The sequence below is a fragment of the Aeromicrobium sp. JP4 genome (assembly GCF_054957925.1).
The window spans coordinates 772054-792818 of the sequence record NZ_CM143290.1 but is presented as its reverse complement, the minus strand read 5'-3'; the positions used below and the strand labels follow the sequence as shown (position 1 = coordinate 792818).

General features: G+C 69.3%; 14 protein-coding genes and 1 tRNA gene. 9 read left to right on the top strand and 6 right to left on the bottom strand.

What is annotated here, in order from left to right; genetic code table 11:
* Window positions 1–230 precede the first annotated feature (230 nt).
* From ACY1JX_RS03875 to pyk, 6 genes are all read left to right on the top strand, one after another.
* Window positions 231–2654: an Ig-like domain repeat protein gene (locus ACY1JX_RS03875; protein ID WP_462565265.1), complete on the top strand. Its 2424-nt coding sequence runs from the start codon at window positions 231–233 to the stop codon at window positions 2652–2654.
* Entirely contained in the window at window positions 2651–3286 is a 636-nt protein-coding gene (locus ACY1JX_RS03870; RefSeq protein ID WP_462565264.1) for a DUF305 domain-containing protein, read from the top strand. The genes ACY1JX_RS03875 and ACY1JX_RS03870 overlap by 4 nt, the downstream gene beginning before the upstream one ends.
* Before the next feature lie 64 nt (window positions 3287–3350).
* Entirely contained in the window at window positions 3351–4835 is a 1485-nt protein-coding gene (gene miaB / locus ACY1JX_RS03865) for a tRNA (N6-isopentenyl adenosine(37)-C2)-methylthiotransferase MiaB (protein WP_462565263.1), read from the top strand.
* 118 nt (window positions 4836–4953) lie between these two features.
* Complete coding sequence (gene gltB / locus ACY1JX_RS03860; protein WP_462565262.1) at window positions 4954–9492, top strand: glutamate synthase large subunit; 4539 nt, start codon at window positions 4954–4956, stop codon at window positions 9490–9492.
* Window positions 9485–10951, top strand: coding sequence for a glutamate synthase subunit beta (locus ACY1JX_RS03855; protein ID WP_462565261.1), 1467 nt, complete (start codon window positions 9485–9487; stop codon window positions 10949–10951). Before gltB ends, ACY1JX_RS03855 begins: the two co-directional genes overlap by 8 nt.
* A 64-nt stretch (window positions 10952–11015) precedes the next feature.
* Complete coding sequence (gene pyk / locus ACY1JX_RS03850; protein ID WP_462565260.1) at window positions 11016–12482, top strand: pyruvate kinase; 1467 nt, start codon at window positions 11016–11018, stop codon at window positions 12480–12482.
* 93 nt (window positions 12483–12575) lie between these two features.
* Here the strand turns inward: pyk and ACY1JX_RS03845 are convergent, their stop codons facing one another.
* Together ACY1JX_RS03845 and ACY1JX_RS03840 are read right to left on the bottom strand one after the other, a co-directional pair.
* Complete coding sequence (locus ACY1JX_RS03845) at window positions 12576–13325, bottom strand: DUF559 domain-containing protein (RefSeq protein WP_462565259.1); 750 nt, start codon at window positions 13323–13325, stop codon at window positions 12576–12578.
* A 291-nt stretch (window positions 13326–13616) separates the two neighbouring features.
* Window positions 13617–13699: transfer RNA gene (locus ACY1JX_RS03840), tRNA-Leu, on the bottom strand.
* 100 nt (window positions 13700–13799) lie between these two features.
* On the opposite strand from ACY1JX_RS03840, the gene ACY1JX_RS03835 reads away from it, so the two are divergent.
* Together ACY1JX_RS03835 and ACY1JX_RS03830 are read left to right on the top strand one after the other, a co-directional pair.
* Window positions 13800–14336, top strand: coding sequence for a response regulator (locus ACY1JX_RS03835; RefSeq protein ID WP_181756232.1), 537 nt, complete (start codon window positions 13800–13802; stop codon window positions 14334–14336).
* Between the two features lie 149 nt (window positions 14337–14485).
* Window positions 14486–15745, top strand: coding sequence for an ABC transporter substrate-binding protein (locus tag ACY1JX_RS03830; RefSeq protein ID WP_181755503.1), 1260 nt, complete (start codon window positions 14486–14488; stop codon window positions 15743–15745).
* A gap of 150 nt (window positions 15746–15895) precedes the next feature.
* Here ACY1JX_RS03830 and ACY1JX_RS03825 read toward each other — a convergent pair whose 3' ends face one another.
* Genes ACY1JX_RS03825 through ACY1JX_RS03810 form a run of 4 tightly spaced genes read right to left on the bottom strand, consistent with a single transcriptional unit; the run spans window position 15896 to window position 19922 of the window.
* Window positions 15896–16690 carry an ABC transporter ATP-binding protein gene (locus tag ACY1JX_RS03825; protein WP_078698385.1) on the bottom strand — a complete coding sequence of 265 codons (795 nt, stop codon included), beginning with the start codon at window positions 16688–16690 and terminating at the stop codon, window positions 15896–15898.
* The gene (locus ACY1JX_RS03820; RefSeq protein WP_181755504.1) at window positions 16687–17598 is read right to left on the bottom strand and encodes an ABC transporter ATP-binding protein; all 912 of its coding nucleotides are present in this window, start codon (window positions 17596–17598) and stop codon (window positions 16687–16689) included. The genes ACY1JX_RS03825 and ACY1JX_RS03820 overlap by 4 nt, the downstream gene beginning before the upstream one ends.
* Window positions 17588–18583 (bottom strand): branched-chain amino acid ABC transporter permease, encoded by a 996-nt coding sequence (locus ACY1JX_RS03815; protein WP_181755505.1) that lies wholly within the window; start codon window positions 18581–18583, stop codon window positions 17588–17590. The genes ACY1JX_RS03820 and ACY1JX_RS03815 overlap by 11 nt, the downstream gene beginning before the upstream one ends.
* 1 nt (window position 18584) lies before the next feature.
* Complete coding sequence (locus ACY1JX_RS03810; protein WP_181755506.1) at window positions 18585–19922, bottom strand: branched-chain amino acid ABC transporter permease; 1338 nt, start codon at window positions 19920–19922, stop codon at window positions 18585–18587.
* 219 nt (window positions 19923–20141) lie between these two features.
* Here ACY1JX_RS03810 and ACY1JX_RS03805 point away from each other — a divergent pair, with 219 nt between their 5' ends.
* A complete protein-coding gene (locus ACY1JX_RS03805; protein WP_181755507.1) occupies window positions 20142–20741 on the top strand; it encodes a GNAT family N-acetyltransferase in 600 nt (199 codons plus the stop codon).
* The last annotated feature ends 24 nt before the right edge of the window (window positions 20742–20765 follow it).

Genomic DNA, 20765 nt, shown 5'->3' with positions numbered 1-20765 from the left:
GCGCCACCTCGCGCGCAAGCGTTGAACTCGCGCCGTGGGTCACCGCAACCGGATCGCAACCGACGTCCCCTCCGGGTGATGAGGGCTCAGCGCCAATTTTCTCTGGAATCCGCTCTGAAATGAAGTTTGGCCGTCCCCCGTAGCAACGGGGCAACAAAACTCTTCTAACATCAGCCCCAACGGGCGTACGAGACGTACGTCACGTTCGATCCCTGTCGTGAGGACTTCCCTTGAGATCCGTACACCTTCGCCGCACCCTCAGCGCGGCAGCCCTCGTCGCGCTGGGCCTCGGTGCCCTCGCGGCGCCGGCCGTCGCCGCCGACCCACTCGTTCCCGAAACGCGCGAGCAGGCTCGCATCCTCGGTGACGGCAGCGCCAGCGCCGACGTCACCGCCGAGGACGAGAGCAACGGCTCCATCGCTCCCGGCGGCGTGCCGTTCGTCCCGATGGACTTCTCCCGGGCCCCGCTCGCTTCCGGTGAGGAGGAGTCCACCGAGAACGTCGAGAAGGTCGCCTCCGTCCCGCTGCAGGAGGGCCAAGCGACGATGTCGAATCTGGCGTTCAAGGGCGACTACGTCTACCAGGGCAGCTACAACGGCTTCGTGGCGTACGACATCAGCGATCCCGAGTCCCCGCAGGTCGTGTCGAACACCATCTGCCCCGGCTACCAGGGCGACCTCTCGATCGCCGGCGACCTGCTGTTCTTCTCGGTCGACCAGCCGCGCAACGGCTCGGAGTGCGGCGCGGCCGCCGTCGCGTCCTCGAACGCCGCCGCGTGGGAGGGCATCCGCATCTTCGACATCAGCAACCCGGCCTCGCCGCAGTACGTGGGCAACGTGAAGACCCGCTGCGGCTCGCACACGCACACGCTCGTCCCCAAGCCTGGCGATGACGGCAGCGTGTACCTGTACAACGCCGCGTACGACGTCTCCACCACGGCGTACTACTGCAAGCCTCCTCACCAGCAGCTCGAGATCATCGAGGTCGACCTCGACGATCCGGCCGGCGCGCACATCGCCAAGGAGGTCTCGCTGTGGGACGCGGAGAACCCCGCGTTCACCGCTGCCGACCGCGTCGACGGCGGCGCCAACACCTCGGTCACGAACGGCTGCCACGACCTGACCGCCTACCCGGCGAAGGACCTGCTGGCCGCGGCGTGCATGGGTGACGGCGTCATGGTCGACATCTCCGACCCGCTGAACCCCGCGGTCACCGAGCGCGTCCGGGACGAGAACTACGCGTTCTGGCACACGGCGCAGTTCAGCGACAACGCGAGCAAGGTCGTCTTCCAGGACGAGCTCGGTGGCGGCTCCTCGGCCACCTGCGTGCCCGGCACCCCGCAGTACCGCGGCGCCAACGCGATCTACACCCGCGAGGGCGACGAGCTGACGCTGCGCAGCTACTTCAAGATCCCGCGCCGTCAGTCGGTCCGCGAGAACTGCGTGGGTCACGAGGGCAACCTCGTCCAGCTCCCGGACCGTGACGTCATGATCCAGGGCTGGTACCAGGGCGGCGCCTCGCTGATCGACTTCACCGAGGCCACCAAGCCCAAGGAGATCGGCTACTTCGATCGTGGCCAGCTCGGCGAGAGCGGCCCGATCTCCCTCAGCGGCTACTGGGCCGTCTACAGCCACAACGGCTACCTGTACGGCTCGGAGATCGGTCGCGGCTTCGACGTGCTGAAGCTCAAGGGCGACGAGTTCGCCGACGCCGTCCGTCACCGCCAGGACGTCCGCAACCCCGCGACGCAGGAGCCCATCACCTTGGACTGGAAGACCGCGCCGGTCGTCCCGTCGTTCGGTGACCTCCCGGCCGCGACGGTCACGCCGGAGAGCGCCCGTGCCGGCACCGACCGGGACTTCACGGTCTCGGTTCCCGCCGGCACGTTCGACGAGGGCGAGTACGTGGACGTCTGGAGCACCGGCGCCGACGCGAAGGTCGTGGCCTCGGGCCGCGCCGACGCCGAGGGTGCCGTCGCGCTCACGGTGTCGGTCAAGGCCTCCGAGCCGGCCGGCACGAAGCGGTTCGTCGTCCGCGGCGACGCCGAGCTCGACGATGCGCTGTACGCCGCGTCGGTGGAGCTGACCGCCGTCAGCACCACGACGGCCCTGTCGGTCAGCCCGACCTCGCAGGTGTTCGGTTCGACCCCCGCCACCCTGACCGCCACGGTCACGGGTGAGGGCGCCGAGGGCACGGTGACGTTCACCCGCGGTGGCGCGGTCATCGCCAAGGGCGTCAAGGTGTCCGGGGGCAAGGCCAGCGTCAAGCTGCCCCGTGACCTCCCGGTCGCCACGCACGCGCTGCGTGCGGCGTTCGTGCCGGCGTCCACCGGCACCGAGGCCTCGACGTCCCCGGTCGTCACCTTCCGCGTGGTGAAGGCCACGGCGAAGGTCAAGGCGGCCTCGGTCACGAAGGTCAAGGCGCTCAAGGGCGGCAAGCTCACCGTGAAGGTCACCGCCACCGGCACCACGCCGACCGGCAAGATCACCGTCACCGTGGGTGGCAAGAAGGCCGGCGCCATGCTGAAGAACGGCAAGGCGACCGTCAGCCTGCCGCGGTTGAAGGCCGGGACCTACCGGGCCAACGTCGCCTACGGCGGCAGTGCCTCGGTGGCTCCCGAGAGCATCAAGGTGACGATCAAGGTCACCAGGTGACCTTGGTCCGTCGAGCTGTGGCCACGGTGGGCGTCGTCCTGACGCTCACCGTGGCCGCGGCGTGCTCGGGGGAGGAGAAGAAGGACGGCCCGGTCGTCAACGTGCCCGGCAAGGTGGGGGAGTCGAGCAAGACCGTCGACCCGGACGACCTCAAGGCCCCGCAGGACGAGTACAACGAGGTCGATCGCGAGTTCGTCGAGATGATGGTGCCGCACCACCAGCAGGCCGTGGAGATGTCGGCCCTGGCGGCGAAGCACGCGAAGGATCCCGCGGTCGCCGGCTTCGCGCAGCGGATCGGCGACACCCAGAAGGGCGAGATCGACGTCCTCCAGGGCTGGCTCGAGACCCGTGACCTGCCGAAGGCGTCGCTGACGGCGACGGGCGATCACGCCGCCCACATGGAGGGCATGCTCACGCCCGAGCAGATGGACGAGCTGGCCGCCGCCCGCGGCGCCGCGTTCGACCGGCTCTTCGTCCGCCGCATGATCGCCCACCACGAGGGCGCGCTCGCGATGGCGGACCAGGCACTGAGCAACGGCATCGACACGACGAACCGGGGCTTCGCCGCGGACGTCGCCGCGTCGCAGTCCGCCGAGATCACCCGGCTCCAGCAGATCCAGCAGACGCTCTGAGCCGGCCGGCCGCACGAGCGGCCGGCCCGGTCGGGCGCCGCGGCCCACGTACCATGGGACGGTCATGACGAAGACCTATGAAGTCCGTACGTACGGCTGCCAGATGAACGTGCACGACAGCGAGCGGCTGTCGGGCCTGCTCGAGACCGCCGGCTACGCCGCGGCGCCGTCGGGGGAGACCCCGGACCTCGTGGTCTTCAACACCTGCGCGGTGCGCGAGAACGCCGACAACAAGCTGTACGGCAACCTCGGCCACGTCGCGAGCCTCAAGGCGAAGAAGCCGGGCATGCAGGTGGCCGTGGGCGGCTGCCTGGCGCAGAAGGACAAGGACACCATCACCACGCGGGCGCCGTGGGTCGACGTCGTCTTCGGCACCCACAACATCGGCTCGCTGCCGGTGCTGCTGGAGCGCGCCCGCATCGCCGAGGAGTCCCAGGTCGAGATCCTCGAGTCGCTCGAGGTCTTCCCGTCGACCCTGCCCACGAAGCGTGACTCCGTGTTCGCCGCGTGGGTCTCGATCAGCGTCGGCTGCAACAACACGTGCACGTTCTGCATCGTCCCGGCCCTGCGCGGCAAGGAGCGCGACCGCCGCCCGGGCGACATCCTCGCCGAGATCGAGGCGCTCGTCGCCGAGGGCGTCGTCGAGGTCACGCTGCTGGGCCAGAACGTCAACAGCTACGGCGTCGAGTTCGGCGACCGCGAGGCCTTCTCCAAGCTGCTGCGCGCCTGCGGCCAGATCGAGGGACTGGAGCGGGTGCGCTTCACCTCGCCGCACCCGGCCGCGTTCTCCGACGACGTCATCGCCGCCATGGCCGAGACGCCCAACGTCATGCCGCAGCTGCACATGCCGCTGCAGTCGGGCTCCGACCGCATCCTCAAGGCGATGCGCCGCTCGTACCGCAAGGAGCGCTTCCTGGGCATCCTCGACCGCGTCCGCGCGGCGATGCCCGAGGCCTCCATCACCACCGACATCATCGTGGGCTTCCCGGGCGAGACCGAGGAGGACTTCCTCGAGACGATGGACGTCGTCCGCAAGGCGCGGTTCTCCAGCGCGTTCACGTTCCAGTACTCGCAGCGTCCGGGGACGCCCGCGGCCGACCTGCCCGACCAGCTGCCGAAGGCGGTCGTCCAGGAGCGCTACGAGCGCCTCGCCGCGCTGGTGTCGGAGGTCGCCTGGTCGGAGAACCAGCGCCTCGAGGGACGCGTCGTCGAGCTGCTGGTGTCCGACCAGTCCCAGGCGGGCGGTCGCAAGGACGCCGAGACCCACCGGATGAGCGGCCGGGCCCGCGACAACCGACTCGTGCACTTCGCCCCGGGCGGCCACGCCGTGCGCCCCGGCGACCTGGTCGTGACCACGGTGACGAAGGCGTCGCCGCACCACCTCGTCGCCGATGGCGAGCCGATCGAGGTGCGCCGCACCCGCGCGGGCGATGCCTGGGAGGCCCGCCAGGGCCGCACCTCCGTCACGCCCGGCTCGGTGGGCCTGGGGATGCCGTCGGTCGGGGTGCCCGCCCCGCTGCCGCCGGCGCCCGCCTGCGCTCCCGCCTGAGGCGCGGGGCCCGGTGTTCCGGTCGCGCGAAATCTTGAGGTAATCTGAATCCGCTGATGAGGCCAATGTCGTCCTCGCCCAGTTTCCTTCCGCATGGCATCGACGACAGGTTCTCTCCATGGATCGTCCTCTCTTCTCGGCCGCGCCCCCGGCGCAAGGCCTCTACGACCCCGCCAACGAGCACGACAACTGCGGCGTCGCCTTCGTGGCCACCCTCACCGGCGTCCCCAGCCACGAGATGGTCCAGCACGGCCTGACCGCGCTGCGCAACCTCGACCACCGTGGTGCCGTGGGCGGCGAGCCCAACACCGGTGACGGCGCCGGCATCCTGATGCAGGTCCCTGACCGGTTCCTGCGCGGTGTCGCCCCCGTCGAGCTCCCCGAGCTCGGCCGCTACGCCGCCGGCATGGCGTTCCTGCCGCGCGATCGCGTCACCGCGGCCAAGGCCGACGTCGAGGCCATCGCCGCGGAGGAGGGCCTCGAGGTCCTCGGCTGGCGCGACGTCCCGGTCGAGCCCTCGATCCTGGGCTCGATGGCCTACGCCGCGATGCCCGCGTTCCAGCTCTTCTTCGTCACGACCCCCGACCGTTCGGCCGCGGGCATCGAGCTCGACCGCCTGACCTTCGCGGTCAACAAGCGCGCGCACCACGAGGTGGGCGTCTACTTCCCGTCGCTGTCGGCGCGCACCCTCGTCTACAAGGGCATGCTCACGACCGAGCAGCTCGACGTGTTCTTCCCCGACCTGCTCGACGAGCGGATGGAGTCGGCGCTGGCGATCGTCCACAGCCGCTTCTCCACCAACACGTTCCCGAGCTGGCCGCTGGCCCACCCGTTCCGCTACCTGGCGCACAACGGCGAGATCAACACCGCCCGCGGCAACCGCAACTGGATGAGGGCCCGCGAGGCGCTCCTCGAGAGCGACCTCATCCCCGGCGACCTGACGCGCCTGTTCCCGATCTGCAGCCCCGACGGCTCCGACACGGCCTCGCTCGACGAGGTGCTGGAGCTGCTGCACCTGGGCGGTCGCTCGCTGCCGCACGCGGTGATGATGATGATCCCCGAGGCGTGGGAGAACAACGCCGAGATGGATCCCGCGCGCCGCGCGTTCTACGAGTTCCACTCCACCGTCATGGAGGCCTGGGACGGCCCCGCGGCCGTCTGCTTCACCGACGGCACCCAGATCGGCGCGGTGCTGGACCGCAACGGCCTGCGCCCCGGCCGATACGTCATCACCGAGGACGGCCTCGTCGTGCTGGCCTCCGAGGCGGGCGTGCTGGACATCGACCCCAAGACGATCACCCGCAAGGGCCGTGTCGAGCCGGGCAAGATGTTCCTGCTCGACCTCGCCGAGCACCGCGTCGTCGAGGACCACGAGATCAAGGGCTCGCTCGCGAGCGAGGAGCCCTACGAGGAGTGGCTGTACTCGGGCCTCGTCCGCTTCGAGGACCTGCCCGACCTCGAGCACATCGTGCACACGCACGCCTCCGTCGCCCGCCGCCAGCAGGTGTTCGGCTACACCGAGGAGGAGGTGCGCAAGCTCGTCGCGCCCATCGCGCGCACGGGCGCCGAGACCATCGGCTCGATGGGCACCGACACGCCGATCGCGGCGCTGTCCGAGCGTCCTCGCCTGCTGTTCGACTACTTCAGCCAGCTGTTCGCGCAGGTGACCAACCCGCCGCTCGACGCGATCCGCGAGGAGGTCGTCACCTCGCTCGCCGGCACGATCGGCCCGGAGAAGAACCTGCTCGACCCGAGCCCGGCCTCGTGCCGCATGCTCCAGCTGCCGTTCCCCGTGATCGACAGCGACGAGCTGGCCAAGATCCGCCACATGAACCGCGACGGCGACATGCCCGGCTTCAGCGTGCACGTCGTCCGCGGCCTCTACGACGTCCTGGGCGGGGGAGAGGCGCTCGCGAAGCGTCTCGACGAGATCTGCGCCGAGGTGTCGGAGGCGATCGTCGAGCGTGGCGCGCGCATCATCGTGCTGTCGGACCGTCACTCCAACGTCGACCTGGCCCCGATCCCGTCGCTCCTGCTGACGGGCGCGGTGCACCACCACATGGTGCGCGAGCGGCTGCGCACGCAGGCCGGCCTGCTGATCGAGGCCGGCGACGTCCGCGAGGTCCACCACGTGGCCCTGCTCATCGGCTTCGGCGCCACCGCGGTCAACCCCTACCTCGCGCTGGAGACCGCGGAGGACCTCGCCCGTGAGGGCGTCTACGTCGAGGGCGTCGACCCCACCAAGGCGGCGCGCAACGTGGCCTACGGGCTCGGCAAGGGCGTCCTCAAGGTGATGAGCAAGATCGGCGTCTCGACCGTCTCGTCCTACACCGGCGCGCAGATCTTCGAGTGCGTCGGCCTGGCGAGCGACGTCATCGACCGGTACTTCACCGGCACGTCGAGCAAGCTCGGCGGCGTCGGCCTCGACGTCATCGCCGAGGAGGTGCACGCGCGCCACCTCAAGGCCTACCCCACCAAGGGCATCGCCGGGACGCGCCGCCAGCTCGAGATCGGCGGCGAGTACCAGTGGCGCCGTCAGGGTCCCGAGCACCTCTTCGACCCGGACACCGTCTTCCGCCTGCAGCACTCCACGCGCACGGGCCGGTACGACATCTTCAAGCAGTACACGGAGAAGATCGACGACCAGGCGAGCCGTCTCATGACGCTGCGCGGCCTGATGAAGTTCAAGGCCGAGCGCCAGCCCATCTCGATCGACGAGGTCGAGCCGATCTCCGAGATCGTGAAGCGGTTCTCCACCGGCGCGATGTCCTACGGCTCGATCAGCCAGGAGGCGCACGAGACCCTCGCCATCGCGATGAACCGCCTCGGCGGCAAGTCCAACACCGGTGAGGGCGGCGAGGACCCCGAGCGTCTCTACGACCCCGAGCGCCGCTCGGCGATCAAGCAGGTCGCGTCGGGCCGCTTCGGCGTCACGAGCGAGTACCTCACGAACGCCGACGACATCCAGATCAAGATGGCCCAGGGCGCCAAGCCGGGCGAGGGCGGTCAGCTGCCCGGCCCGAAGGTGTACCCGTGGGTGGCCAAGACGCGTCACTCGACGCCGGGCGTGGGCCTCATCAGCCCGCCGCCGCACCATGACATCTACTCGATCGAGGATCTCAAGCAGCTGATCCACGACCTGAAGAACGCCAACCCGTCGGCCCGCGTCCACGTGAAGCTGGTCTCCGAGGTCGGCGTCGGCACGGTCGCGGCCGGTGTCTCGAAGGCCAAGGCCGACGTGGTGCTGATCTCGGGTCACGACGGTGGCACCGGCGCGTCGCCGCTGACGAGCCTCAAGCACGCCGGCGGACCGTGGGAGCTCGGCCTGGCCGAGACCCAGCAGACGCTGCTGCTCAACGGGCTGCGCGACCGCATCGTCGTGCAGGTCGACGGCCAGCTCAAGACCGGGCGCGACGTGGTCATCGCGGCGCTGCTCGGCGGCGAGGAGTTCGGCTTCGCGACCGCACCCCTGGTCGTCTCGGGCTGCATCATGATGCGCGTCTGCCACCTCGACACCTGCCCCGTGGGCGTCGCCACGCAGAACCGCTCGCTGCGCGAGAAGTACTCCGGCAAGGCCGAGTACGTCGTGAACTTCTTCGAGTTCATCGCGCAGGAGGTCCGCGAGATCCTCGCCGAGCTCGGGTTCCGCAGCATCGACGAGGCCGTCGGCCATGCCGAGGTCCTCGACGTGCGCGAGGCGATCGACCACTGGAAGGCCAGCTCGCTGGACCTGTCGCCGGTGCTGTACGTGCCCGAGCTGCCCGAGGGCGCCTCGCTGCGGCGCACCACCTCGCAGGACCACGGGCTCGAGCGGGCGCTCGACAACGAGCTCATCGCGCTGGCCGGGGACGCGCTGGAGAAAGGCGAGCCCGTCCGGGCCCAGCTCGAGATCCGCAACGTCAACCGCACCGTCGGCACGATGCTCGGCCACGAGGTCACGAAGCGCTACCGCGGCGCCGGCCTGCCCGACGACACGATCGACATCACGTTCCTCGGGTCGGCGGGCCAGTCGTTCGGCGCGTTCGTGCCGCGCGGCATCACGCTGCGCCTCGAGGGTGACGGCAACGACTACGTCGGCAAGGGCCTGTCGGGCGGCCGCATCGTGGTCCGCCCGCCCCGTGAGTCCCAGTTCGCCGCCGAGGCCCAGATCCTCGCCGGCAACGTGATCGGCTTCGGTGCCACCGGCGGCGAGATCTTCCTGCGCGGCAAGGTGGGCGAGCGCTTCTGCGTCCGCAACTCCGGTGCCACGGCGGTCGTCGAGGGCGTGGGCGACCACGCGCTCGAGTACATGACCGGCGGCCGCGTCGTGATCCTCGGCCCCACGGGACGCAACGTCGCCGCGGGCATGAGCGGCGGGTCGGCCTACGTGCTCGACCTCGACCCCGACGTGGTCAACCCCGAGATGGTCGAGCTGCGCCCGGTGCCGGAGGCCACCGGCACCGAGGTGGAGGCCATCGTGCGCCGCCACTTCGAGGAGACGGGCTCGGTCGTGGCCGAGCAGCTGCTCCGCGACTGGGCGGCCAGCCTGGCCCGCATCACCGAGATCATGCCGGTCAACTACCGGCGGGTCCTGGAAGCAAAGGCCTCGGCGGAGTCCGAAGGACTCTCCGAGGACGAGACGACTGCACGCATGATGGAGGTGGCAGCCCGTGGCTGATCCCCGAGGTTTCATGACCACGCCCCGCCAGGTGGCCGAGCGCCGCCCGGTCGAGGAGCGGGTGAACGACTGGAACGAGGTGTACCCCGGCGGTGCGGGCCGAGCCCTGCTGCCGATCATCTCGGAGCAGGCCGGACGCTGCATGGACTGCGGCATCCCGTTCTGCCACCAGGGCTGCCCGCTGGGCAACCTGATCCCCGAGTGGAACGACCTGGTCTGGCGCGACGACTGGGAGGACGCGATCGATCGCCTGCATGCGACGAACAACTTCCCCGAGTTCACCGGGCGCCTGTGCCCGGCGCCGTGCGAGACCGCCTGCGTGGTGGGGATCAACCGCGATCCCGTCACCATCAAGAACGTCGAGGTCTCGATCATCGACAAGGCCTGGGACATGCACAACGTCAAGCCCGAGACGCCCGAGTGGCTGACCGGCAAGACGGTGGCCGTCGTCGGCTCCGGGCCCGCGGGCCTGGCGGTCGCGCAGCAGCTGACGCGCGCCGGCCACACCGTGGCGGTCTACGAACGCGACGACAAGGCCGGCGGCCTGCTGCGCTACGGCATCCCCGAGTTCAAGATGGAGAAGTCGCACGTCGACCGCCGCATCAACCAGATGCAGCGCGAGGGCACGGTCTTCCGCACGGGCGTCGCGGTGGGCGAGGCGATCACGGGACAGCAGCTGCGTGAGCGCTACGACGCCGTCGTGCTCGCCATCGGCTCCACCGTTCGTCGCGACCTGCCGGCGCCCGGCCGCGAGTTCGCCGGCATCCACCAGGCGATGGACTACCTGCCGCAGGCCAACCGCGTCGCGGTGGGCGAGACGGTCGAGGACCAGATCCTGGCCACCGGCAAGGACGTCGTCATCATCGGCGGCGGCGACACCGGCGCCGACTGCCTCGGCACCGCGATCCGCCAGGGCGCGCGCTCGGTCACCAGCCTGGAGATCATGCCGCGTCCCAGCGAGGAGCGCGCCGACGCCCACCCGTGGCCGACGTACCCGATGATCTACCGGGTCGCGTCCGCCCACGAGGAGGGTGGCGAGCGGGTCTACGCCGTCTCCACCAAGGAGTTCGAGGGCGACGAGGACGGCAACGTCAGCGGCCTGCGGATCACCGAGGTCGAGATGGTCGACGGCCGCTTCCAGGAGGTGCCGGGCAGCGAGAAGGTGCTTCCGGCCCAGCTCGTGCTGTTCGCCATGGGCTTCACCGGTCCCGAGACCGGCGGCGTCGTCGAGCAGCTCGGCGTCGACCTGGACGAGCGCGGAAACATCAAGCGCGACCTGGACTACATGTCCAGCGTCGAGGGCGTCTTCGTGGCCGGCGACGCCGGTCGCGGACAGTCGCTGATCGTGTGGGCCATCGCGGAGGGACGCGGCGCGGCCGCCGGCGTGGATGCCTGGCTCACCGGTTCGACCACGCTTCCCACGCCGATTCCGCCCACCGCGCGACCGCTGATGGTGTGATCCCGACCGAACCGCGGGTCAGGTGACTCGCGGTTCGGTTCGGGACAGGACTAGGGTGGCTGATGTGCGTAGAGCCAAGATCGTCTGCACCCTGGGACCCGCGACCGACACTGCTGAACGCATCCTCGAGCTGGCGATAGCCGGCATGGACGTGGCTCGGCTCAACATGAGCCACGGGGAGCAGAGCGAACAGCTCAAGCGACTCGAACGCGTTCGCCAGGCGGCGGATGCCACCGGCAAGGCGATCGCCGTGCTGGCCGACCTCCAGGGCCCCAAGATCCGCCTCGGGCGCTTCTCCGACGGACCTCACGAGCTGAACTTCGGCGACCGCTTCACGATCACCACGCGCGACGTCGAGGGCGTCCGCGACGAGTGCTCGACGACGTACTCGGGTCTGCCCGGCGACGTCCAGGCCGGCGACGAGATCCTCATCGACGACGGCAAGGTGCGCCTGCGCGCCACCGAGGTCACCGAGACCGACGTCGTCACCACGGTCGAGGTGCCCGGCGAGGTCAGCAACAACAAGGGCATCAACCTGCCCGGCGTGAACGTCAGCGTGCCCGCGATGAGCGAGAAGGACATCGACGACCTGCGCTGGGCGCTGCGCGCGGGCGTGGACTTCATCGCGCTGTCCTTCGTGCGCAGCGCCGAGGACGCCGACGACGTGCGCGCGATCATGGACGAGGAGGGCATCCACCGCCCGATCATCGCCAAGATCGAGAAGCCGCAGGCCGTGGCCAACCTCGACGAGATCGTCGACGCGTTCGACGGCTTCATGGTCGCCCGCGGCGACCTGGGCGTCGAGCTGCCGCTCGAGGACGTGCCGATCGTGCAGAAGCTCATCATCGAGAAGGCGCGCCGCAACGCCAAGCCGGTCATCGTGGCCACCCAGATGCTCGAGTCGATGATCTCGGCACCGCGGCCCACCCGCGCCGAGGCCAGCGACGTCGCGAACGCGGTGCTCGACGGTGCCGATGCGGTGATGCTCTCGGGCGAGACCAGCGTGGGGCGCTTCCCGATCCAGACCGTGCGCATCATGGCGCGGATCATCGCGTCCACCGAGGACCACGGCCTGCCGCGCATGGCCGCCTTCACGTGGGAGCCCAAGACCACGACCGGCATCATCTGCCGGGCCGCCTCGCAGGTCGCGGCGTCGGTCGAGGCCGACCTGATGATCGCCTTCACCACCACGGGCGACTCCGCCCGCCGCATGGCGCGCTACCGCTCGTCGATCCCGGTCCTGGCCTTCACGCCGCACACGCTCGTGAGGAGCCAGCTGGCGCTCACGTGGGGCGTCGAGACGTTCCTGACGCCGGAGATCAGCCACACCGACCAGATCGCGCTGCAGGTCGACCGCGAGCTGCTGGGCCAGCAGCGCTGCGAGCAGGGCCGGCGCGTCGTCATCGTGGCCGGTGCCCCTCCGGGAATCCCCGGGTCCACCAACGCGCTGCGCGTGCACAAGATGGGCGACGCGATCAACCGGGTCGTCGCGGCCTATGACCCCGACGAGGCCCCGCCCACCATCGGCTGACGGGACGGATCCTTCGGCCTTCGGCATGTCCGGAGGGACGGAGCTTTCTACCTTCGGGTCGTCACAGCGACATCTTGGTACCAAGTTCCGTCGTCACCGGCCGCTAGCACGCCGCAGCTGGTCGATGACGAGATCCCGTTGGTGCCGGATGGCGAACGACGAGAACACGAGCACGCGCCGGCCGTCGATCACCAGCTCGTTGGTGCGGTGCAGATCGTCGCTCCACTGCTCCACCGCCAGGTGTGAGATGCCGTGAATCTCCACGGCGAGGCGGAACTCCTCCCACCACACGTCCAGGTAGTACCTGCGGTGCCGTCCTTCGGTCCTGGTCTGACGGCTGGGCCGCGGGAGTCCCGCGAGGATGCGGATCGCCTCGAAGTCGCGTTCCGGCAGTGACTGGATGCCGCCGGCGGCGTCGAGGATCGACTGGACGATGACCGCCCGATGACGGCACGGGCCCCTTCGGCTCAGCGCGTCGCGCATGCGACGGACGTAGGTTAACCGCTGCTGGAATGCGGCGATGACCAGCATCCGCGCCGCCTGCTTCGTGGCGGCCCAGCTCGCCGCGTCGATGACACTGCGCTCGAGGCTCGTCGTGCGAGGAAGGCGGTGGTCGGGAACGTCCTCCCGGCCCAGCATGGTGCCCCAGTGCACCACCGCATCGGCGGACGGCCGCTTGGCTCCCGCGGGCAGGACCACATGGACCTCGGTCGGCTCGAAGCCCCGGAGTCCGAGGCGGGTGGCGGCGGTCAGCCCTGCGAGCGCCGAGCTCGTGGGACAGGCAGCCAGCACCGCCCGCTCGCGTTGTTCCGCCGTGAGCGGGCCGCTGTGGGTGACGACCACGCCGCGGATCGGACGTTGCCATCGTCCGGTCGCGATTCGGTGGCGGACGGCGGACGGCGGACCGTCCGTGGAGTGCGATGGCCTGTGCTGTCGTGAGGACGTCTTCCATGCCGACGACCGTGGCGTGCAGAGGTCGTCCGGGGGAGTGCTGCGGCCTCGCCTGTGGACGGCCGAGCCGGGCGAGGTCGCCCTGTGGACACGCATCTTGGTACCAAGATGTCGTTGGAGCGACCCGAAGGTCGAAGGATCCGTCACTACAGGGTGCGGAAAGCAGAAAGTTCAGTCTCAGGGTGCCGAGAGCGGGACTCGAACCCGCACGCCCTTTCGGACAATGGTTTTTGAGACCATCGCGTCTACCATTCCGCCATCTCGGCGCACCGTCGTGCCCGATAACCTTACGGGGTGACCGACCCAGAACGCTCGACCGCCCCCGCGCCCCGTGTGGTGATCGCCGAGGACGAAGCCCTCATCCGGATGGACCTCGCCGAGATGCTCGTCGAGCAGGGCTACGAGGTCGTCGGTGAGGCCGCCGACGGGCAGGTCGCCGTCGATCTCGCCCGCGAGCACCGCCCCGACCTGGTGATGATGGACGTCCAGATGCCCGGCGTCGACGGGATCACCGCCGCCTCGCAGATCGCGGCCGAGCGCATCGCGCCGGTCGTCATGCTCACCGCGTTCAGCCAGCGCGAGCTCGTCGACCGGGCGCGCGAGGCCGGCGCGATGGCGTACCTCGTGAAGCCGTTCACCGCGTCCGACCTGGTCCCGGCGATCGAGATGGCCCGCAGTCGCTACGCGGAGCTGCGCGCCCTCGAGGCCGAGGTCGGTGACCTCAACGAGCAGCTCGCCACGCGCAAGGTGGTCGAACGGGCCAAGTCCGTGCTCCAGGAAAGCCTCGGACTGACCGAGCCGGAGGCGTTCCGATGGATCCAGAAGACGGCCATGGACGTGAGGCTCTCGATGCGGCAGGTGGCCGAGGCCGTCATCGAGAACGGGCCGTCGTTGCAGGGTTGAGCATCCTCGCGAGGCAACGGTTACAAGTTGACTACGAAACCTCCCAATCACGCAGCATGCGAGATTTGGAAACTTCTGAGGACTAGGTTGTGGGTCACATCGTGCCGGGCGAACCGTCCCGTGCTCGGATTAACTCACACGGAGGATTGATGAAGCGCTCCACCACGACGCTCCGTCTGGCCGCACTGGCCAGTGCCAGCGCACTCGTCCTCGCTGCCTGTGGCGGCGGCGACGACAGCTCTGACGACAAAGACACGTCCGTAGCGAAGGGTGACGGCGAGTTCGTCGTCGGTTCGCTGCTCCCGCAGACCGGCAGCCTGGCCTTCCTCGGCCCGCCGGAGTTCGCGGGTGTGGACCTCGCCGTCCAGGAGATCAACGAGGCCGGTGGCGTCCTGGGCAAGGACGCGCGCCACGTCAAGGGCGACTCGGGCGACACCGACTCGGGCATCGCGCCGACCGAGACCGACAAGCTGATCAAGGCCAAGTCCGACGTCATCGTCGGTGCCGCCTCGTCGGGCGTCTCCATGACGGTCATCGACAAGATCCTCGCCGCCGGCGTGGTGCAGTACTCGCCCGCCAACACGTCGACCGACTTCGACAACGGCAAGTACGGCGAGCCCGACCTCTACTTCCGCACGGCTCCGTCCGACGTCCTGCAGGGTGCCGTCATGGCCAACCTGCTGGTCGAGGACGGCCGCCAGAACGTCGCGATCCTCGCGCGTCAGGACTCCTACGGTGAGACCCTGGCCGAGCAGGTCAAGAAGGGCCTCGAGGCCGCCGGCTCCAAGGTCGCCGTCACGTCGTTCTACGGCGAGAAGGCTCCTTCGTACGACTCGCAGGTCGACGATGTCGCCGCGGCCAAGCCCGACGCCGTCGTGCTGATCGCGTTCGACGAGACGAAGAAGATCGTCCCGCAGCTGGTCAGCAAGGGTGTCGGCCCGCAGGACGTCGCCACGTACTTCGTCGACGGCAACGTCGCGGACTACTCGGACCAGTCCTTCGCTCCGGAGCTCCAGGGCGTCAAGGGCACGGTCCCCGGCGCCGAGGCGGCGGACGACTTCAAGAAGCGTCTGCTGGGCGTCGACCCGAAGCTGAAGGACTACTCCTACTCGGCGGAGTCCTACGACGCCGTGATCACGTCGGCCCTCGCGGCCGTCGCGGCCGGCACCGAGTCGGGCGAGGCCATCGCCTCCGAGCTCGTCGAGATCACCAAGGGTGGCGAGAAGTGCACGACCTACAAGGACTGCGTCGCGCTGCTCGAGGATGACAAGGACATCGACTACGACGGTGTCTCCGGTCCCATCGAGTTCGGTGAGACGGGCAGCCCGACGTCCGCCTCGATCGGCATCTACGAGTACGACGCCAAGGGCGGCTACAAGGCCGTCAACTACATCGCGGGCGACATCTGAGTCGACTGACTCACTCTCCGCACACAGGAGGGCCCGGGGCGAACGCCCCGGGCCCTTCGCCTTTCCCCGAACCGGGGGAGAGGAGCACACACGAGAGCGCCGCCTCCCCGAGGGGAAGCGGCGCTCTCGTCGTGCGTGAGGCGTGCGGTGTCAGCCCGCCTGGCGCCCCAGGGTGCCGAGGTAGAGCTCGATCACCTTCGGGTCGTTCGCCAGCTCGCGGCCGGTGCCGCTGTAGGCCGTGGTGCCCTGGTCCAGGACGTAGCCGCGGTCACAGATCTGCAGGCAGCGACGAGCGTTCTGCTCGACCATGATGATCGAGACGCCGGCCTGGTTGATCTTGCGGGTCTGCACGAAGACCTCGTCCTGCATGACAGGGGACAGGCCCGCGGAGGGCTCGTCCAGCAGCAGCACGGAGGGCTCCATCATGAGCGCGCGGCCCATCGCCACCATCTGGCGCTCACCACCGGACAGCGAGCCGGCCCGCTGCTTGGCCCGCTGGCCGAGCGTCGGGAACAGGTCGGTGACGAAGGCGAACCGGTCCTTGAACTTCGAGGGGGCCTGGTAACAGCCCATCTCGAGGTTCTCCTCGATCGTGAGGCTCGGGAACACGTTGTTCGTCTGCGGGACGAACCCGATGCCCTGGCTGACCAGGACGTCGGCGCGCTTGTTCGTGATCTCCTCGCCGCCGAGCAGGACGGTGCCGGAGTGGATCTTCACGAGTCCGAACAGGGCCTTGAGCAAGGTGGACTTGCCGGCGCCGTTCGGCCCGATGATGCCGACCAGCTCGCCGGGCTGGCAGTACAGGTCGGCACCGTTGAGGATGTTCACGCCCGGCAGGTAGCCGGCGATGAGGTTGTCCGCGCGCACGACGGCGCCGTCGGCGCCCTCGATGTGCTTGCGGCGCTCGGCCTCCGGCGTCTGGGGAGTGGGGATCGCGTCGCTCATTTGTCGGACTCCTCGGCTTCGATCTCGGCCTCGACCTGCTGTGCGAGCTGATCCTCGTCCAGCTCGGTGAGGTCCTCGTCGTGGTGGGCGCCCAGGTACGCGTCGATGACGCGCTGGTCGGCCATCACGGCCTCCGGCGTGCCCTCGGCGACGATCTGCCCCTGGGCCATGACGATGACCCAGTCGGAGATGTCGCGGACCATGTCCATGTCGTGCTCGACGAACAGGACCGTGCGGCCCTCGTCGCGCAGCGACTTCACGTGCCCCAGCAGCGACTGCTTGAGCGCCGGGTTCACGCCGGCCATCGGCTCGTCGAGCATGATCAGCTCGGGGTCGACCATGAGCGCGCGCGCCATCTCGAGCAGCTTGCGCTGGCCGCCGGACAGGGAGCCGGCGAAGTCCTCACGCTTGGCATCGAGCTTGAAGCGAGCGAGGAGGTCGTCCGCGCGAGCGGTGATCTCGTCCTCCTGGCCGCGCCACAGCGTCTTGAGGATCGACGGGAAGAACTTCTCGCCGCGCTGGCCGGTGGCGCCGAGGCGCATGTTCTCGATGACCGTGAGCTTCGAGAGCACCTTGGTCAGCTGGAACGTGCGCACCATGCCCAGGCGCGCCACCTTGTAGGCGGGAACCTTGGCCAACGAGTTGTCGTTGAACGCCCACGAGCCGCTGTCGGGGATGTCGAACCCGGTGAGCAGGTTGAACAGCGTGGTCTTGCCGGCGCCGTTCGGGCCGATCAGTGCGGTGATGACACCACGCTGGATCTCGACGTGCTGGACGTCGACGGCCTTGAGTCCGCCGAACGTGCGGGTGATGTCGTCGCCCACCACGATCGGGTCGGGCTTGCGCACGCCCGGATCGTTGGGCAGGGCGGCGAGTGCCTCGCGGGCACCTGTGATGTCAACGGTCATCGAGCGCGATCTCCCTTCGGTCGCCGAAGATCCCCTGGGGTCGGAAGATCATCAGCAGCATGAGGCCGAGGCCCATGAGGATGTAGCGGATCAGGCTGGCCTGCGTGTCGGTCATGACCGAGGCCGGGATCAGCGGGTCGACGCCACTGGTGGCCTGGCTGAAGAACTCGCCGAGGCCACTGATGAGGAACCAGAAGATCATCGAGCCGACGACGGGGCCGAGCACACGGGCCGCGCCACCGATGAGCAGTGCCGTGTAGGCGAAGAACGTCAGGTTGGTGCTGTAGTCCGACGGGACGACCGAGGCCTGCTTGAGCGCGTAGAAGATGCCGCCCAGGCCGCCGATCATGCCGCCGAGCATGAGCGCCTGCATCTTGTAGAGGAAGACGTTCTTGCCCAGCGAGCGCACGGCGTCCTCGTCCTCGCGGATCGAGCGGAGCACGCGGCCCCACGGGCTGCGCATGAGCGCCCAGGTGAGGAGGCAGCACAGCGCGACGACGGCCCAGCCGACCGTCATGGCCCACAGGTCGTTGGGACCCCAGGACGCGAAGCCCACGTCGATGCCGCCCGAGTAGGGGTTGAGGCTGTTCCACGTGTCGGTGAAGCCGTTGAGGCCGTTCGAGCCGCCGAAGACGGCCTTGGTCTCGACGGCACCGAACACGAGGCGCAGGATCTCCGCCGCCGCGATGGTGACGATCGCCAGGTAGTCGGCCCGGAGTCTCAGCGTGGGTACACCGAGCACCAGGGCCAGCAGGAGCGACGCGAACAGGCCGGCCGCGATGCCGACGAACAGCGGCAGGTCGAGCCGGACCATCGTGACCGCGAGGCCGTAGGCGCCGACCGCCATGAAGCCGGCCTGGCCGAAGTTCAGCAGGCCGGTGTAGCCGAAGTGGATGTTGAGGCCGATCGCGGCGAGCGCGAACACGATCGCCTGCGGGCCGAAGGCGTTGGAGAACGCCGCATCGATGATGTTGCCGAGGTCCATGTCAGCCGATCCTCTCCGCGCGGCCCAGGATGCCCTGAGGCCTGATGAGCAGGATGAGGATGAGCACGATCAGCGCGCCCACCTCCTTGATGGAGCTGGGGACGCCCAGCAGCGGTCCGACCTCGGTGATGATGCCGATGATCAGCGAGCCGAGGACCGCGCCCCAGACGGTGCCGAGGCCACCGAGGACGGTGGCGGCGAACACCATGAGCAGCAACTGGTAGCCCATCATGAAGTTGACCTGGCTGTTGAGGCCCAGCAGGACGCCCGAGAGCGCCGAGAGCGCCGCGCCCATGATCCAGACCGACGAGATCACGCCGTCGACGCGCATGCCGGACGAGGCCGAGAGGGCCGGGTTGTCCGAGACGGCGCGCATGGCCTTGCCCAGGCGGGTGCGGGTCATGATCGTGGCGACGATGCCGATGGCCACGATCGCGATGCCCATGATCGCGATCTCCTTGTTCGACAGGTCGAACAGGCCGTAGTCACGCGCCCGCTGCGACGTGTAGTCGGTGTAGGAGCGCGTCGCCGCGCCGAAGAAGAACTGGTACAGGTTGCGCAGCAGCAGTCCGAGGCCGATCGAGACGATCATCATCGCGATGATGCCGGTGCCCCGGCTGCGCAGTGGTCGCCACAGCACCCGGTCCTGGCCCCAGCCGAAGATTCCGCCGATCACGATGGTCAGCAGGCCCGCGACGATCACCGGCAACCCGAGCGTGGAGTTGAGGAAGTAGGCCGTGATCGCGCCGAAGGTGATCAGCTCGCCGTGCGAGAAGTTCGTCAGGCCGGTCGTGCCGAAGATCAGCGACAGCCCCATCGCGGCGAGCGCGATGATCAGGCCGTACTTGATGCCCGAGATCAGGCTGTCGACGAGGCGCTCGGTGAACGGCGTGGCCTCGACGACCTTGCCGTTCAGCGGGAACGCGACGTTCTGGCCCGAGGCGAGGTTCACGGTGACGTCGAGCGACTTCTTGCCGGTCAGCTTCACGCCGGCGGGAAGCGTGGACTCGTCGATGGAGACCTCGTACTTTCCCTTGCCGGGGATCGCCACAGCGGCGACGCCCATCTCGTTGGTGACGGCGCTGCCGATCTCGGTGCCGGAGTCGTCGGAGACGGTGACGGTGACGTCGGGCACGGGCGGCGGGTTGTCGCCGGCCTTGCCCTCCTTCTGGTCGAGCAGCCGCACGCGGATGGCCGGACCTGTCACGGGGGCATCGGAGGCCGGCGCCGAGGCGCTGGGTCCGGGGGTGGGGGACGTGGTCTCAGCCATCGCCGGGTTCGCGAGAAACACGAGCCCGGCGAAGATCACCGAGAGCAGCGCCGCTGTTCGCAGTCGCACACATTCTCCTGTCGATGGCTGCGCGCCGGGGTCAGGCGCGCCAGAAGTCGATCCTGAAGAGCATAGCCATCCCAGCGATTCCGCGCGTCGCTCTCGCGGGTCCCTTAGGTAACAGTTCGGTTTCGATTGGCGAGCGGTCACCAGCCATTCCCAGGCGACGACTCGGGGCGTAGGCTGTCGCCCGTCCCCGTCCGTCCCCCGCCCGGAGGTTCCACGTCGATGGCATTGCGCCAGCCGGTCGAGATCCGAGATGTCGAGGTCGACGACGCAGCGTCCCTCATCGATCTGTGGTCCGCGTGTGCCGAGGCCGTCAGCGACGAGGGGTCCGAGGCGTTCACGCAGCAGGGCCTGTGGAGGTGTCCCTCCGAGGCCGAGGCCCGCGAGGCGATCGAGTTCAACGCCCGCGAGCACCGCCGGCGCTTCCTGGTCGCGCTCGTCGGCGGCGAGGTGGTGGCGGCCGCGGCCGCCGACCTCGCCACGCTCAACCCCATCACGATGTCGCGGGTGATGATCGTGTCCGACCTGCAGGTCCGGCCCAGTCACCGGCGCCGCTCGATCGCCTCCGCCCTGCTGGCGGTCGTCGCCGCCCACGCCGAGGAGGAGGAGTGCGAGCTCGTGCTGGCGTCCTCCGCCGCCCACGCGCGCGAGCCCAACCGCTACCTCACGAAGCTGGGCTTCAACCAGATCGCGGTCCTGCGCGCGATCCCCGTCGGCAAGCTCAACGCCCGGCTCGCGGCCAAGGCCTCCGGCTCTCGTGAGACCGGCCGGCTGCTGGCGGTCCGGCGCTCGCTGCGCCGCCGCGCGGCCGTCCGCGGCTGACCTGTCGGAGGGGCCGACTAGGGT